The organism is Streptomyces sp. NPDC029169 (genome assembly GCF_055563935.1).
Window position 1 is genome coordinate 142,629 of record NZ_JBVHXA010000013.1, and the last position, 12,592, is coordinate 155,220.

Consider the following 12,592-nt stretch of genomic DNA (forward strand, 5'->3'; position numbering starts at 1 on the left):
CGCGTATGCAGAAGCTGCATGTCGGCCCCGTACGGCTCGCATACGCTCGCCCGCACGGGCATGCTCGACGTGGACGGAAGGGCATGGATGGCCGACGTGAAGACCGAAGCCGAGAAGATCGGCGAGACGATCAAGCGGGCCCGACAACGCAGCGGTCGCACGCAGACGGACGTCGCCACCGCGCTGGGCTACCACCAGTCGAAGCTCAGCCGCCTGGAGAGTGGACGCGGCATCGACGACATCCGCGTCTTACGTGCCGTCGCCGCCGAACTCAGCATCCCGCCTCACCTCCTCGGCCTGAGCGACGTGGGCCCGTCCGCCGAACCAGAACCCGACGAACCCGAGACAGAAGACATGCGCCGCCGCACCTTCCTCGCCGCGAGCATCGCCTCCCTCACGGCACCGGCCACGCCCGCCACCGCCGCCCATGACGACCTCGTGCGCGCGCTCCTCCCCAGCCCCAGAGCCTCTTCCACACCTTCGGAGAACGGGGAGACGCGGTCCCTGCGGGACAGACTCGCCACCGCCCGTCGCCTGTTCTGCACCTGTGACTATGCGGAGCTGGAGGCCATGCTGCCCGGCCTCATCGCCGATCTGCGCGAGGCAGCCGGCGACCACCGCAACGCCGACGAGACAGCCGGGCTCCTGGCCACCGCGTACCAGACCTCGACGAGTCTGCTTCTCAAACAGGGCGACCACGGGAACGCCTGGCTGGCGGTGGGCCGCGCCATGGCCGAGGCCGAACGCTCCGGAGACCCCGTCGTCCTCGCCTCCAGCGTCCGCGTTCACGCCCACGTCTTGACCCGAGAGAAGCACACCGCCCAGGCCGTCACCCTCGTCCGCCACACCGCAGGCCAGCTCGTCGGCTCCTACGACCAGCGATCACCCCGCTACCTCGCAGCCGTCGGCCTGCTGCTCCTACGAGGAGTGACCGCGGCGAGCAGCGGCGGCGACCGCGCCGCCACCCGGGAGTTCCTCGACGAGGCACGAGACGTCGCCCGCTACGTTGCGCTCGACCGGCCCGACGCCTGGGCCAACTTCAGCCCGACGAACGTCTCCCTCCACGCCGTCAGTGCCTCGGTCGCCTTCGGCGACGCCGGCATCGCCCTGAACACCGCCGCGCCCCTCATGCGCCGCCACATCCCCGTCCCCGAACGCCGGGCCGCCCTCTGGGTCGAAGCCGCCCGCGCCTACAACCAGCAGGGCCGCCTGGCCGAGGGCTACCAGGCCCTCCGCATCGCCGAGACCTGCGCCGCCCAGGACGTACGCCGTCCCGCAGTCCGCGACCTGGTCGCCGACATGGCCGCTCGGGACCGGCGGCGTACGCTGCCCGAGCTCCACCACTTCAGCCGCCGACTGGGAGTTCCCGCGTGACCGCACAGCCCTTCCTGTACGTCGTCGTCTGCGCCGCCGGCATCGCTGGCGACGCCCACAAGCTGATCACCGCCGCGCAGAAGCAGGGCTGGGGCGTCGGCGTCATCGCCACCCCTCAGGGGCTCGGCTTCCTCGACACCGAGGCGATCGAGGCCCAGACCGGCTACCCGATCCGCTCGGCCTGGCGCAGCCCCGGCGACCCCCGCCCGCTCCCGCCTGCAGACGCCATCGCCGTCGCGCCAGCCACGTTCAACACCCTCAACAAGTGGGCCGCCGGTATCGCCGACACCCTCGCCCTGGGGGTCCTGTGCGAGGCGTACGGGATGGGGATCCCGACCGTGGTCCTGCCGTACGTGAACGCCGCCATGGCCGCGCACCCGGCGTACGGCCGGAGCCTGGACCAGCTGCGGGAGATGGGCGTGCTGGTCGGGTCGTACGAACCGCATCGGCCGAAGGCCGGCGGGGGAGCGGACAGCTTCCGGTGGGAGGAGGCGCTGGAACTGCTCGGAGGCGGATCGGCTGGTTGAGCCGAGCCGCTCCTGGAGCTGCTTGAGCGTGGCGCTCGGATAGCGGCTGGGTGCATGGGCGTTGCGCCGGCCCGCAGAGGTAGGCCGCAGGCCGATGGTGCGCTTCCGGCGTTTCTGGATCCGGGGATCACGCCCGTGGGATGTTTCTCAGTTCTGGGCAAGGAGCTGGTCGGTGGCTTCTTGGACGCGTTGGACGGCTTGCTCTGTGGCGGCAATGACGGCGTCGAGTTCAGGTGGCCAGGCACCGGAGTTGAGGGTTCGCGCGACCTGGTTGAGGTTGTTGCCGACGTGGCCGAGGTGTCGACGGGCGGCGAAGAGCTCTGAGACCAGCTCGCGGCGTCCGGCAATGGCGGCTGCAGTGTTGTCGAGGTCGTGCGCGGCGGCCAGGCCGCTGCGGGCGAGGAAGCCCGGCAGTGTCGTACGGGCTGCCGCGGCGCCGGCGGCCAGCAGTTGTCTCTCCTCGTCGTTCAGACGGACGCTGCACACGTAGGTGCGCCTTCGGGCGGCAGGCTTCGGCGAGCGCTTGCGCGGCGGCGCGGGCTTGGACGGCTGTGACCTTCCCTCGGTCGCTGTTTCCCGAGCCAGCACCCCCCGGTGCTGGCCCGAACCCGCCACCCCCGGGGCGGGCGATGGCCGAGGCACCTTCCCCAACGGGGAAGAGTGTCTTGGCCTATAACTTGCTCCGCCTGGAGCTGGGATGGCGGCGATCGGCTGCTGTGGGGTGGCACGCGTGTCGTGCATGAGCGGTGTCTCCTGAGGCTGTCTGCGGTGCAGGCCGTGGCGGTCTGATCTGCCGATTTGATGGGGACCGGTCCCCGGTCCGCGAAGGCGTGTTTCGGTTCCGGTTCTGTGTCCTGTGGGTCACCGGTCCCCAGCCGGTCCTCGATTGGTTGGGGACCGGTCCCCGGTTCTTGTGCTTCGCACGTGTCACCGGTCCCCACGGACCGGCCCTGGTCCCGGGTGTCTGTGGCGGGGACCGTTCCCTGCGGGACGGTGTCATCGGCCGATGACCTGCGGTGATGATGGACCCCCGGTCCCCGGTCCCCGGTCACGGTCCCCAGAGGGTCGGTCCCTGATTACGTGTCGCTCGGTCCCCGGTCCCGCGGGGACCGTGGTCCCCAGCGTGCGGTCCCCGGCCCTCTACCTGTGGCCAGCCGGTCATGCCCCTGGTTCCGTTCGGCTGGTCTCGCCCGCGCTGGCCCGGTCTTCAGGGGCGGGTACGGGGAGCCGAGGACATGCGCCCGTTTCGCCGCGCGGACGTCCCAGCCGTGGTTCATGGCGAAGGGGCGTCCTGGAGGAGCACGTGCCACTGGAGGATCTGGTCTCGGGCCTCGCCCTCGTTAGCACGGATCGTGCGGGGATCGAGGCGACCCACGTAGGCGAGGACGGCAGCGACTTCGCGGCGTTCCAAGAGGTGAGTTACTCCGTTCCGGTCGGCTCGTCGAGGGCGGCGAGCAGGGCGGCAGTGTGTGCTTCGGCTCGAGTCATCCCGGGCGTGGGGGCAGGGGCGCTGCCGGGCAGGGCGTAGAGGGCCGGGCGCCCAGGTGTGGGGGTGCGCTCGCGGGTGATCCACGCGCGCCAGTCGGCGGCCCAGGCGGCGGAGACGCGGGGCTCCCAAGTCGCTCGGTAGGCACGCCACTTCTCGTCGGCGGTGCGTACGGCGTGCTCGCCGAGCCGGTCGAGGTGCCCGTGGTCCTGCAGCCACGCCCGGGTGTCGTCGTCGACCTGCCACTCGGCGGCGGGGATAAGTGGGGCAGAGCTGCTGCTCTTACCGTTCACCTTCGGTTCTCTACTGTTCTGGGGGTCGGATTCCGTGCCCTCTGCGGGTCGGAATCCGTTCCCCCTCGGGGTCGGAATCCGGCCCCCGGGGTCGTGTTCCGTTCCCCCCTCGAAGGGGTCGTCAGGGTCGGATCCCGACCCTGACGGGGTCGGAATCCGATCCCCCGGAGGGGCCGGATTCTGATCCCTCCCGGCGGTCTCTCCGGCGAGGAACCGGGCGGCAGCGGGAAGGTGGTAGTACTTCTCGCCGCGCGGCCCCTTGCGGTCGATGATCTCCACCAGCTCCGGGTCGTCACCGGCGGACAGCCTGTCGAGAGCGTCGCGCACCGCCGTGCGGGATGCGTTCGCGCGCTTCATGAGGGTGGGCAGGGACGCGTACGCGATGCAGCGACGGTCGACGCACCGGTCGGCGATCAGGGACAGGACCATGCGGGCGGTTCCCTTGCTGCTGCTGTACTCCCACACCCATTCGCGGGCGTCGTAGCTCATCGGGCGGCGTCTCCTAAGTTGGCTCGGGCTATGGGAATTCGGCAGGGGGCTTTCGCGGCCTGGCCGTGGACAACACAGCCACACCCAGCGTGGGAAAGTCCAGAGATGGTTCAGAAACTGTCCATCACTTCCGTCCCAGCCGGAAAACCGTAGCCCCAGATCCGCGGTGGGCCAAAAAGCGCCCGAAAACGCCGACGATCGGCGCATCGCTCACAGCAGCCAGAAACGCGTTCCCTAGGTCGGGGAACGCAAGCTACAACACACCAATGCCACCACGCCCCCTCGAAATCGGACCCGCAGGACAGGCCGCCGCCCGCGCCATCGAACGCGCCCGCACCGCCCGCGGCTACTCCCAGCGCCAGCTCGCCGCACGCATCACCGCCCTCGGGCGGCCCATGACCTTCACCGCGCTCTCCCGCATCGAACGCACGGTCCGACGCTGCGACATCGACGACTTCGTAGCCATCGCCACAGCCCTCGGAATCCCGCCGCACACCCTTCTGGCCGCCCCTCCCGTGCACCCGGAGCCGGTCGGAGCGGGCGGAACATAGCCGACGATCGCCGGTTAGCCAAACCGGCGATCGTCCGGACTATTGGTGGTCCCAGCACGCCCGTCGTGCCGGCCCAGTCCAGAAGTCTGTCCATTTCATGTGGGGAACTCTTGCTCCGATCTCCGATGAGCCCTGCCCGAAATCTCCTCGATATCGAGGAGGTGGGGCGTTGATGAATTCACGCCGCTCACACGAGAAAATGACTGTGGATGAACTCTGTGCCGAGCTTCAGGTATCCCGGTCGACCTTCTACGACTGGCGCCAGAAGGGACGGGCACCCCGGTGCGTGAAACTCCCGAACGGCAGCCTGCGGATCCGCCGCAGTGACCTGGAGAACTGGCTCACCGACTGCGAGGGCAGCGCGTGACCAACCGGTCCTTCAAGGTCCGCTTCTACAAGACGGAGGTCTACAAGGGGAAGCGCGGCACCACCTACACCGTGCGCTGGTCGGTGAACGGCCAGCGTCACGGCGAGGCGTTCAAGACGAGCGCCTCGGCCGAGTCCTTCCGCGCCACGCTCCTCGTCGCCGCCAACAACGGCGAACCGTTCAACCAGAGCACCGGCAGGCCGGTATCCCACGCGGCGCCGGCGGCCGAGATCACCTGGTACGACTTCGCTCTGCAGTACGTCGACATGAAGTGGTCCCGCATCTCGGCGAACAACCGGGTCAGCACGGCCAAGGCACTCACCAAGGCCACGCTCGCACTCCTGCGCGCCGAACCCGACCAGTACGACGCCGTCGAGGTCCGCAAGGCACTGCGCGAGTACGCCTTCAACAAGAACCGCCGGGACCAGGCCCCGTCCGAGCACCGGGCGATCCTCGCCTGGATCCGGCGCAACTCCCTGCCGATGAGCGCCTGGGAGGACACCAAGCACGTCGACGCCGTGCTCCACGCCCTCGACACCCGCCTCGACAGCACGCCCGCCGCCGCCAGCTCCGCAAAGCGCTACCGCCGCATCCTGAACGTCGTCCTGCGCTACGCCATCCGCCAGAACGTCCTCCTGTACAACCCGATGCCCAAGGGAAAGGACGAGAACGCCGCCCCGAAGACCTCCGGCGCCGTCGACAAGCGCTCCCTCCTCAACCCCCTCCAGGTAGCAGCCCTGCTCACCTGGATCTCTGCCCGCCCTCGCACCGGTCACCGGCTCACTGCCTTCTTCGCGACTCTCTACTACGCCGGCCTCCGCCCCGAGGAAGCGGTCGCCCTGCGGGTCGAGGACGCCGTCCTCCTGGCGACCGGCTGGGGCGAACTCCGTGTGCATACCGCGGAGCCCGAGGTCGGCAGCCACTGGACCGACAGCGGCGAAGTCCACGAGACCCGCGACCTGAAGGGCCGCGCGGCGGGCGACACGAGGACCGTCCCCGTACACCCCGCGCTCGCGGCGATCCTCCGCGCGCTCATCGCCCAGGACCAGCTGAAGGCCGGCGACCTCCTCTTCCCCGGCGAGAAGGGTGGCCTCCTCGCCGGATCCGTCTACCGGCGGGCCTGGGGCAAAGCTCGCGAGGCCGTCCTGCCCGAGCACGAGTACAAGTCACCCGTCGGCAAGCGCGTGTACGACCTCCGCCACACCTGCCTGACGACCTGGCTCAACAACGGCATCCCGCCCGCCCAGGTCGCCGAATGGGCCGGCAACAGCGTCCCCGTCCTGCTCTCCACCTACGCCCGCTGCATCACCGGCCAGATCGCCGAACTCCAACAGCGCATCGAAGGCCCCCAGACGCTCCCCGGCATGTCAGGGCCCACGAGCCCTGCGATTCCCCGCCCTCGGGCTGCGACTCGGGCGCCGGGCCGTGCTCGCTGAATGCAGGACGGCCCGCAGGATCTTGGTTCCTCCGAGGCGATCGCTGCTCACCAGGGCGGGCGAGTGCACCGCATGGTGGCGCTATTCCGGCAAAGGGCGGTCGGCGATGACGTTCTTCATAACGAGGGTGGAGGTCAGGCGCTGGACCCCGGGCAGTCGGGCGAGCTGCCGGTCGTACAGCTCCTGGAACGCGGCCAGGTCGGCAGTCGCGACCCGCAGGAGGTAGTCGGGCTCGCCGAACAGGCGCTGCGCCTGAAGCACGTGCGGGACGGCAGCCACGGCCTCTTCGAAAGCCGTGACGGTGTCGGCGTGCTCCCAGCGCAGGGTGGCGAACACGAGCGCCTCGAAGTTCAGGCCGACGGCAGCCGGGTCGACGACAGCGCGGTATCCGCGGATCGCGCCCTCCCGTTCGAGATCGCGCAGCCGACGGTGGCAGGGCGAGACGCTGAGCTGCACACGGGCGGCCAGCTCGGTGATGGTCAGGCGGCCGTCGAGCTGCAGCTCGGTAAGAATCTTCCGGTCCAAGGCATCCATGGAGAAGATTCTCCCCCGCATCGCGCGATCATGGGGTAAAGACGCAAACACCTTCGGGCATATCCGGCCTAACCTTCCCTCCAGAGCAAGAAATGCGAGAGGGAACGATCGATGGATACGACGACGCTGGCGGCCTTCCTGGCTGTGGACCTGCTGCTGGTGTTCACTCCGGGCGCGGACTGGGCCTACGCGATCTCCGCCGGTCTGCGGGAACGCTCGGTCGTCCCTGCCGTCACAGGGCTGCTCGCCGGGCATGCGGCCTACGCGCTGGTGGCGGTCGCAGGTCTGGCGGTGATCGTAGCGAGTTCCCCGGCCGCGCTCACCGCCCTGACCGTGGCGGGCGCCGGCTACCTGCTGTGGCTGGGCTGGGGTGTTCTGCGGCAGCCGGCCGTACCGGCGGCCGCTGGAGAGAGCGTGGACGCCTCCCGCATGCAGGTCATGCTCAAGGGAGCCGGGATCAGCGGCCTCAACCCGAAGGCGCTGCTGCTGTACTTCTCGCTGTTCCCGCAGTTCATCGACACCGCCGACGGCTGGCCGGTCGCTGCGCAGACCGGGCTGCTCAGCACGATGCACCTGACCGCGTGTGCCGTCGTCTACCTCGCCGTCGGCGTCCTGGCCCGCACGGTCCTGAGGACCCGGCCCTCGGCCGCCCGGGTCGTCACCCGCATCAGCGGGGCCATGATGATCGCCATCGGCGCCTTCTTGCTGGTGGAACGCCTGGCCGGCTGAAGACCCCGTCCCACTCCACCCGACACGGACCCGAAGGAGAGCACGTACGTGGAAGACCAGACACAGCAGGAACAGGCGAGCCCCGCAGTCCGCAAGCGCGTGCAGGACAGCTTCGATCTGCAGGGCCTCATGGCCCACCTCGGCGCGCGCCTCGCGCACATCGGCCCCGGTCGCGTCCACATCGTGCTCCCGGCCCGACCTGAGGTGACCCAGCAGCACGGCTACGTGCACGCCGGCGCCGCCAGCGCCATCGCGGACAGCGCCGGCGGCCACGCGGCGCTCACGCTGTTCGACGAGGACTCCGAGGTCCTCACCGTCGAGTACAAGATCAACCTCCTCGCGCCCGCCGCCGGCGACCACCTCGAAGCGATCGGCACCGTCCTGAAACCCGGACGCACCCTGACCGTGTGCCAGTTGGAGGTGTACGGCGTCCAGGGCGACGGCGAGCGGAAGCTCGTCGCCAACGGCCAGCAGACCTTGATCCGCGTGAACAGGCCCGCCGAGTGAACCCGCAGCCATCTCTGCCGTCCTGGCTGACGTGGTGGCAGCGCCCCTTTCCCGACGCCAACACCCTGCTGCTGCACGGCCGTCGGTCGGCCCTGGTCGACACCGGCTTCGTCGGTCACGCGGAGGAGACCGCCGCCTGGGCTCGCGCGCAGGCCAGCGACGTCGACCTGGTCGTCAACACCCACTGGCACTCCGACCACGTCGGCGGCAACGCCCTCCTCCAGGCCCGGGGCGCCGCCGTCGCCGCCGGAACCCCGGAGGCCGAGGCCATCTCCCGCCGCGACCCCGGCTGCTGCTCGGCCGAGTACCTCGACCAGCCCGTCGCCCCGTACACCGTCGACCTCGCGCTCGACAACGGGCAGGTCCTCCGCCTCGGGGACACCGACTGGGAAGTCATACACACCCCTGGGCATACCCCGGGCCACCTCGCCCTGTGGCAGCCGGAGGAACGGCTCCTCGTGGTCGGGGACGCGCTGTCGGACTACGACGTCGGCTGGGTCAACCTCGCGCTCGACGGCCTCGATGCCGCCGCCACGGCACTCGCCTCCCTCAAGCGGTTGGCCGACCTCGCCCCGCGCGCGATCCTCCCCTCCCATGGACCGATCCCCGCCGACCCGGCCGCGGCCTTCGCCCGTGCCCTGCGCCGTGCCCAGCGGCTCGTCGACGACCCCGACGGAGCGGTCTGGTACGGCGCCCGGCGGATCCTCGCGTTCGCCCTGATGATCCGCGAAGGGATCCCGGCCGCCGAGGTCGAGCCGTACCTGCACGCACGGGCCTGGCTGACCGACGCCGCACGGCTTCTCGACCTCACGCCCGAAGGGCTCGCCGACGATCTGGTCACGACCATGCTCGGCAGCGGCGCCGTCGTCCTGCGTGACGGCCGCCTGCATGCCGCCGCCGAGCACAGCCCGGTCGAGGCCGAGTCGCTGCGCGTGCCCTACCCGCGCGCGTGGCCGGCCCCAGAGCCCCGCTGACCCGTGGCGGAACGGGACGGGCGAGCGGCCTTCCGGCCGCCCGCCCGTCCACTCCGCCCGGACCTCCGGTCAGAAGGTGTGCTCCGGCGCCGGGAACGTCCCCGCCGCCACATCAGCCGCGAAATCCCGGGCCGCGTCGCGCAGTACGCCGTGGACGTCGGCGTACTGCTTCACGAACCGAGGCAGCCGCCCCGTACGCAGCCCCGCCATGTCCTGCCAGACCAGCACCTGCGCGTCACAGCCGTTCCCCGCGCCGATGCCGACCGTCGGCACCGCCACACTCCGAGTGATCTCCGAACCGACCTCCTCGGGGACCATCTCGATCAGCACGGCGAACGCACCGGCCGCCTCAAGCGCCTTGGCGGCGGACACCAGCCGCTGCGCGTCCTCACCCCGACCCTGCACCCGGTAGCCGCCGAGGCTGTGCTCGGACTGCGGGGTGAACCCGATGTGCGCCATGACTGGGATCCCGGACCGGGTCAGCAGCTCTACCTGCGGCACCATCTCCTCGCAGCCCTCCAGCTTCACCGCGTGCGCGCCCGCCTCCTTCATGAACCGCACCGCCGTGTGGAAGCACTGCTCCGCGGACGCCTCGTACGAGCCGAACGGCAGGTCCGCGATCACCAGTGCCCGTAGGGCGGCCCCGGACACCGCACGTACCAGCGGGAGCAGTTCGTCCACCGTCACTGGCAACGACGTCGTGTTGCCGAAGACGTTGTTCGATGCCGAGTCCCCGATCAGCAGCACCGGGATACCGGCCTCGTCGAAGGTCGCCGCGGTGTACATGTCGTACGCCGTCAGCATCGCCCACTTCTCCCCACGCTCCTTCATCTCACGCAGGTGAGGGATCCGGACCCGCTTCGGAGCCGGGGCGGTGGCGGTTGAAGCGTTACCGCCGTACGGGGCGGGCTGCTCGCTCATGGATGTCCTCCGGACGCGCTTCTCGAGGCTCCCTGCTGGAGTCCCCGGATTCACCACGAGACGCTAGGCGGCTTCGCCCCGAAAGTGCTTCCAACGTTCGCCGTCACTCGGCCTGTCTGGAGGAGGTTCTTCCACGCAGACCGGTTCGATCGGAGGATTCTTGCCGCGCTGCTCGGAAGGCTGTGGCTGCTCGCGCCAAGGGTGCTGCCCGAGCGATCTGCGGATGGCCCGGACAGCGGGCGGTCCCAAAACTTCGGGAAGTTTTCGGGAAAACCAGCCGCCAGAGGCCGCCCCTGGCCGGTTTCAGCCGGACAGATCAAGCCACCCAGGGGCGCCTTCCCGACCTTCCCGCCACCGACCGGAAACCGCCCCTGACCAGCAAAAAGACCCTCCCGAAGGAGGGTCCGTGGTAAAGCGCCCCCGGCAGGACTCGAACCTGCGGCCAAGTGCTTAGAAGGCACCTGCTCTATCCACTGAGCTACGGGGGCCGGGTGGTGGCCCGGTGGCCGGGAGCCCCTGGTGGGTGGGGCGTGGCCTGCCGGGTCAAGGATAGGGCTCCGATCGCCTTGGCCCGGTTGCTTCACCTGCGTGGCACGATGTGGAGGTTCGGTGAAGCGAAACGATAATCGCAGGCAGGTGCGATTCCCGCAGTCTTTTTCACGCCACCGGGCCCGGGTGTTGTGCACTCGTTATGCCTGAGGCGCCTGTCATCAGCGGTTCAGTCGGCGCGCAGGGCCCTTATACGCTTCAAAAAGGCTTCAAAATTGGGCATTCTTCGCATGTGGTGACCTTGGACGAACGGCCTCAGCTGATCGACGCACTCTCCGCCCTGCGCGACTGTGTCGCCGCCGTGCGTCTCCCACTCCCCCTCCCAGGCGCCCCACGCGCCCGCCAGGCCCGGGCCGAGCTGCTCGCCCAGCTCGACGACTATCTGGTGCCCCGGCTGAAGGACCCCGACGCCCCCCTGCTCGCCGTCGTCGGCGGATCCACCGGCGCCGGGAAGTCCACGCTCGTCAACTCCCTTGTGGGGCGGCGCGTCAGTGAGGCCGGAGTGCTCCGGCCCACCACCCGTACCCCCGTGCTCGTCTGCCACCCCGACGACCACCACTGGTTCGCCGGCATGCGCGTCCTGCCCCAGCTCACCCGCGTCTGGCTGCCCCAGCAGGACGACGACCACCCCGGCGACGAGCCCCCCGAGGAGAACGCGCTGCGCGTCGAGACCTCCTCCGCCCTCGTCCCCGGCCTCGCCCTGCTCGACGCCCCCGACATCGACTCCCTCGTCGTCGAGAACCGGCTCCTCGCCGCCGAGTTGATCTGCGCCGCCGACATCTGGGTCATGGTCACGACCGCCTCGCGGTACGCCGACGCCATCCCCTGGCACCTGCTCCGAACCGCCAAGGAGTACGACGCCATGCTCGTCACCGTCCTCGACCGCGTCCCCCACCAGATCATCGGCGAGGTCTCCCGGCACTACGAGGCCCTGCTCGACAAGGCCGGACTCGGAGACGTACCGCGGTTCACCATCCCCGAGCTGCCCGAGTCCGCCGGCGGCGGCAGCGGGCTGCTGCCCGACAACGCCGTCGCCCCGCTCCGGGCCTGGCTCGCCCACCGCGCCCAGGACCCCGCCGCCCGCCAGCAGGCCGTGGGCCGTACCGCCACCGGCGTCATCGACTCCCTCGACAGCCGGATGCCCGAACTCGCCGCGGCGGTCGCCGCCCAGTACGCCGCCGCCGTCCGGCTCGGCGGCGCCGTCGAGGCCGCGTACGAGGAGCAGGGCGAGCGCGTCCGGGAGCAGCTGCGCCGCGGCGCCGTGCTCTCCGGCGACGCCCGCACCCGCTGGCGCGGCTACCCCCGCGACAGCTCCGCCGGCGAACTCCTCGACGCCCTCGTCGAGTCGCTCGCCGCCCTGCTCCAGTGCGCGGTCGCCGCCGCCGACGAGCGGGTACGAGACGCCTGGCGCCGCGACCCCGCCACGGCGGCCCTCGGCGCCGCCCACAACGCCCCCGACCGGGAGGTGGGCGAACGGATCGAGCTGACGGTACGGCGCTGGCGGCGCGTCCTCGAAGAACTGGCCGAGGACGAGCTCCGCGCCACGGACCGGCTGGGGACCGCCCGTACCGCCGCCCCCGAGGCCGACACCGTCGCCGCCCTGCTCGCCGCGGCCCTGCTCGGCGCCCGCCGCACCCGCGGCGCCGGCGAACGGCTGGCCGAACTCCTCGGCGCCCAGGCCGCCCTGCGCCTGCGCGACAAGGGCGGCGAGCTGGTCATGACATACCTCGACCGCGCCCTGCACGACGAACGCGACCGGCGCCTCGCCCCCCTCGACGCCCTCGACGTGACCCCCGAGCCGCAGGCGGAACTGATCGCCGCGCTCTCCGTACTGCAGAAGGAGAAGTGAGGACCG

The 12,592-nt window shown here is 70.6% G+C and carries 13 protein-coding genes, 1 tRNA gene and 1 pseudogene; 9 read left to right on the forward strand and 6 right to left on the reverse strand.

Going from position 1 to position 12,592, the window contains the following annotated elements:
- Positions 1 to 87: 87 nt before the first annotated feature.
- Positions 88 to 1,374: a helix-turn-helix domain-containing protein gene (locus ACZ4VI_RS23740; protein ID WP_468002279.1), complete on the forward strand. Its 1,287-nt coding sequence runs from the start codon at positions 88 to 90 to the stop codon at positions 1,372 to 1,374.
- Positions 1,371 to 1,901 carry a flavoprotein gene (locus ACZ4VI_RS23745; protein ID WP_468002134.1) on the forward strand — a complete coding sequence of 177 codons (531 nt, stop codon included), beginning with the start codon at positions 1,371 to 1,373 and terminating at the stop codon, positions 1,899 to 1,901. The genes ACZ4VI_RS23740 and ACZ4VI_RS23745 overlap by 4 nt, the downstream gene beginning before the upstream one ends.
- A 147-nt stretch (positions 1,902 to 2,048) precedes the next feature.
- Here ACZ4VI_RS23745 and ACZ4VI_RS23750 read toward each other — a convergent pair whose 3' ends face one another.
- From ACZ4VI_RS23750 to ACZ4VI_RS23760, 3 genes and pseudogenes are all read right to left on the reverse strand, one after another.
- The gene (locus ACZ4VI_RS23750; protein WP_468002136.1) at positions 2,049 to 2,642 is read right to left on the reverse strand and encodes a MobC family plasmid mobilization relaxosome protein; all 594 of its coding nucleotides are present in this window, start codon (positions 2,640 to 2,642) and stop codon (positions 2,049 to 2,051) included.
- A 476-nt stretch (positions 2,643 to 3,118) separates the two neighbouring features.
- Positions 3,119 to 3,312, reverse strand: a pseudogene (locus ACZ4VI_RS23755) (zinc finger domain-containing protein); the annotation flags it as partial.
- Positions 3,313 to 3,320: 8 nt separating this feature from the next.
- Positions 3,321 to 4,169 carry a helix-turn-helix domain-containing protein gene (locus ACZ4VI_RS23760; protein ID WP_468002138.1) on the reverse strand — a complete coding sequence of 283 codons (849 nt, stop codon included), beginning with the start codon at positions 4,167 to 4,169 and terminating at the stop codon, positions 3,321 to 3,323.
- 266 nt (positions 4,170 to 4,435) lie between these two features.
- On the opposite strand from ACZ4VI_RS23760, the gene ACZ4VI_RS23765 reads away from it, so the two are divergent.
- From ACZ4VI_RS23765 to ACZ4VI_RS23775, 3 genes are all read left to right on the forward strand, one after another.
- Positions 4,436 to 4,720: a helix-turn-helix domain-containing protein gene (locus ACZ4VI_RS23765; RefSeq protein ID WP_468002140.1), complete on the forward strand. Its 285-nt coding sequence runs from the start codon at positions 4,436 to 4,438 to the stop codon at positions 4,718 to 4,720.
- 199 nt (positions 4,721 to 4,919) lie between these two features.
- Positions 4,920 to 5,087, forward strand: coding sequence for a helix-turn-helix transcriptional regulator (locus tag ACZ4VI_RS23770; protein ID WP_468002142.1), 168 nt, complete (start codon positions 4,920 to 4,922; stop codon positions 5,085 to 5,087).
- Entirely contained in the window at positions 5,084 to 6,523 is a 1,440-nt protein-coding gene (locus tag ACZ4VI_RS23775; RefSeq protein ID WP_468002144.1) for a tyrosine-type recombinase/integrase, read from the forward strand. The genes ACZ4VI_RS23770 and ACZ4VI_RS23775 overlap by 4 nt, the downstream gene beginning before the upstream one ends.
- A gap of 81 nt (positions 6,524 to 6,604) precedes the next feature.
- Here ACZ4VI_RS23775 and ACZ4VI_RS23780 read toward each other — a convergent pair whose 3' ends face one another.
- Positions 6,605 to 7,057: an Lrp/AsnC family transcriptional regulator gene (locus ACZ4VI_RS23780; protein ID WP_468002145.1), complete on the reverse strand. Its 453-nt coding sequence runs from the start codon at positions 7,055 to 7,057 to the stop codon at positions 6,605 to 6,607.
- A gap of 111 nt (positions 7,058 to 7,168) precedes the next feature.
- On the opposite strand from ACZ4VI_RS23780, the gene ACZ4VI_RS23785 reads away from it, so the two are divergent.
- The 3 genes from ACZ4VI_RS23785 to ACZ4VI_RS23795 are packed head-to-tail and all read left to right on the forward strand — an operon-like array spanning position 7,169 to position 9,267.
- Positions 7,169 to 7,786, forward strand: coding sequence for a LysE family translocator (locus tag ACZ4VI_RS23785; protein WP_468002147.1), 618 nt, complete (start codon positions 7,169 to 7,171; stop codon positions 7,784 to 7,786).
- Positions 7,787 to 7,834: 48 nt separating this feature from the next.
- Positions 7,835 to 8,293 (forward strand): PaaI family thioesterase, encoded by a 459-nt coding sequence (locus tag ACZ4VI_RS23790; RefSeq protein ID WP_468002149.1) that lies wholly within the window; start codon positions 7,835 to 7,837, stop codon positions 8,291 to 8,293.
- Positions 8,290 to 9,267, forward strand: coding sequence for an MBL fold metallo-hydrolase (locus tag ACZ4VI_RS23795; RefSeq protein ID WP_468002151.1), 978 nt, complete (start codon positions 8,290 to 8,292; stop codon positions 9,265 to 9,267). The genes ACZ4VI_RS23790 and ACZ4VI_RS23795 overlap by 4 nt, the downstream gene beginning before the upstream one ends.
- 69 nt (positions 9,268 to 9,336) lie before the next feature.
- Here the strand turns inward: ACZ4VI_RS23795 and panB are convergent, their stop codons facing one another.
- Positions 9,337 to 10,188: a 3-methyl-2-oxobutanoate hydroxymethyltransferase gene (gene panB, locus ACZ4VI_RS23800; RefSeq protein ID WP_468002153.1), complete on the reverse strand. Its 852-nt coding sequence runs from the start codon at positions 10,186 to 10,188 to the stop codon at positions 9,337 to 9,339.
- 415 nt (positions 10,189 to 10,603) lie between these two features.
- Positions 10,604 to 10,676, reverse strand: a tRNA-Arg gene (locus ACZ4VI_RS23805).
- A 302-nt stretch (positions 10,677 to 10,978) separates the two neighbouring features.
- Here ACZ4VI_RS23805 and ACZ4VI_RS23810 point away from each other — a divergent pair.
- Positions 10,979 to 12,586: a dynamin family protein gene (locus ACZ4VI_RS23810; protein WP_468002155.1), complete on the forward strand. Its 1,608-nt coding sequence runs from the start codon at positions 10,979 to 10,981 to the stop codon at positions 12,584 to 12,586.
- The last annotated feature ends 6 nt before the right edge of the window (positions 12,587 to 12,592 follow it).

Excerpts from the sequence above, each read along its gene's own strand:
- ACZ4VI_RS23740 (WP_468002279.1), top strand. The coding sequence starts at position 88 with ATGGCCGACGTGAAGACCGAAGCCGAGAAGATCGGCGAGACGATCAAG.
- ACZ4VI_RS23750 (WP_468002136.1), bottom strand. The coding sequence starts at position 2,642 with ATGCACGACACGCGTGCCACCCCACAGCAGCCGATCGCCGCCATCCCA.
- ACZ4VI_RS23760 (WP_468002138.1), bottom strand. The coding sequence starts at position 4,169 with ATGAGCTACGACGCCCGCGAATGGGTGTGGGAGTACAGCAGCAGCAAG.
- ACZ4VI_RS23765 (WP_468002140.1), top strand. The coding sequence starts at position 4,436 with ATGCCACCACGCCCCCTCGAAATCGGACCCGCAGGACAGGCCGCCGCC.
- ACZ4VI_RS23770 (WP_468002142.1), top strand. The coding sequence starts at position 4,920 with ATGACTGTGGATGAACTCTGTGCCGAGCTTCAGGTATCCCGGTCGACC.
- ACZ4VI_RS23780 (WP_468002145.1), bottom strand. The coding sequence starts at position 7,057 with ATGGATGCCTTGGACCGGAAGATTCTTACCGAGCTGCAGCTCGACGGC.
- ACZ4VI_RS23785 (WP_468002147.1), top strand. The coding sequence starts at position 7,169 with ATGGATACGACGACGCTGGCGGCCTTCCTGGCTGTGGACCTGCTGCTG.
- panB (WP_468002153.1), bottom strand. The coding sequence starts at position 10,188 with ATGAGCGAGCAGCCCGCCCCGTACGGCGGTAACGCTTCAACCGCCACC.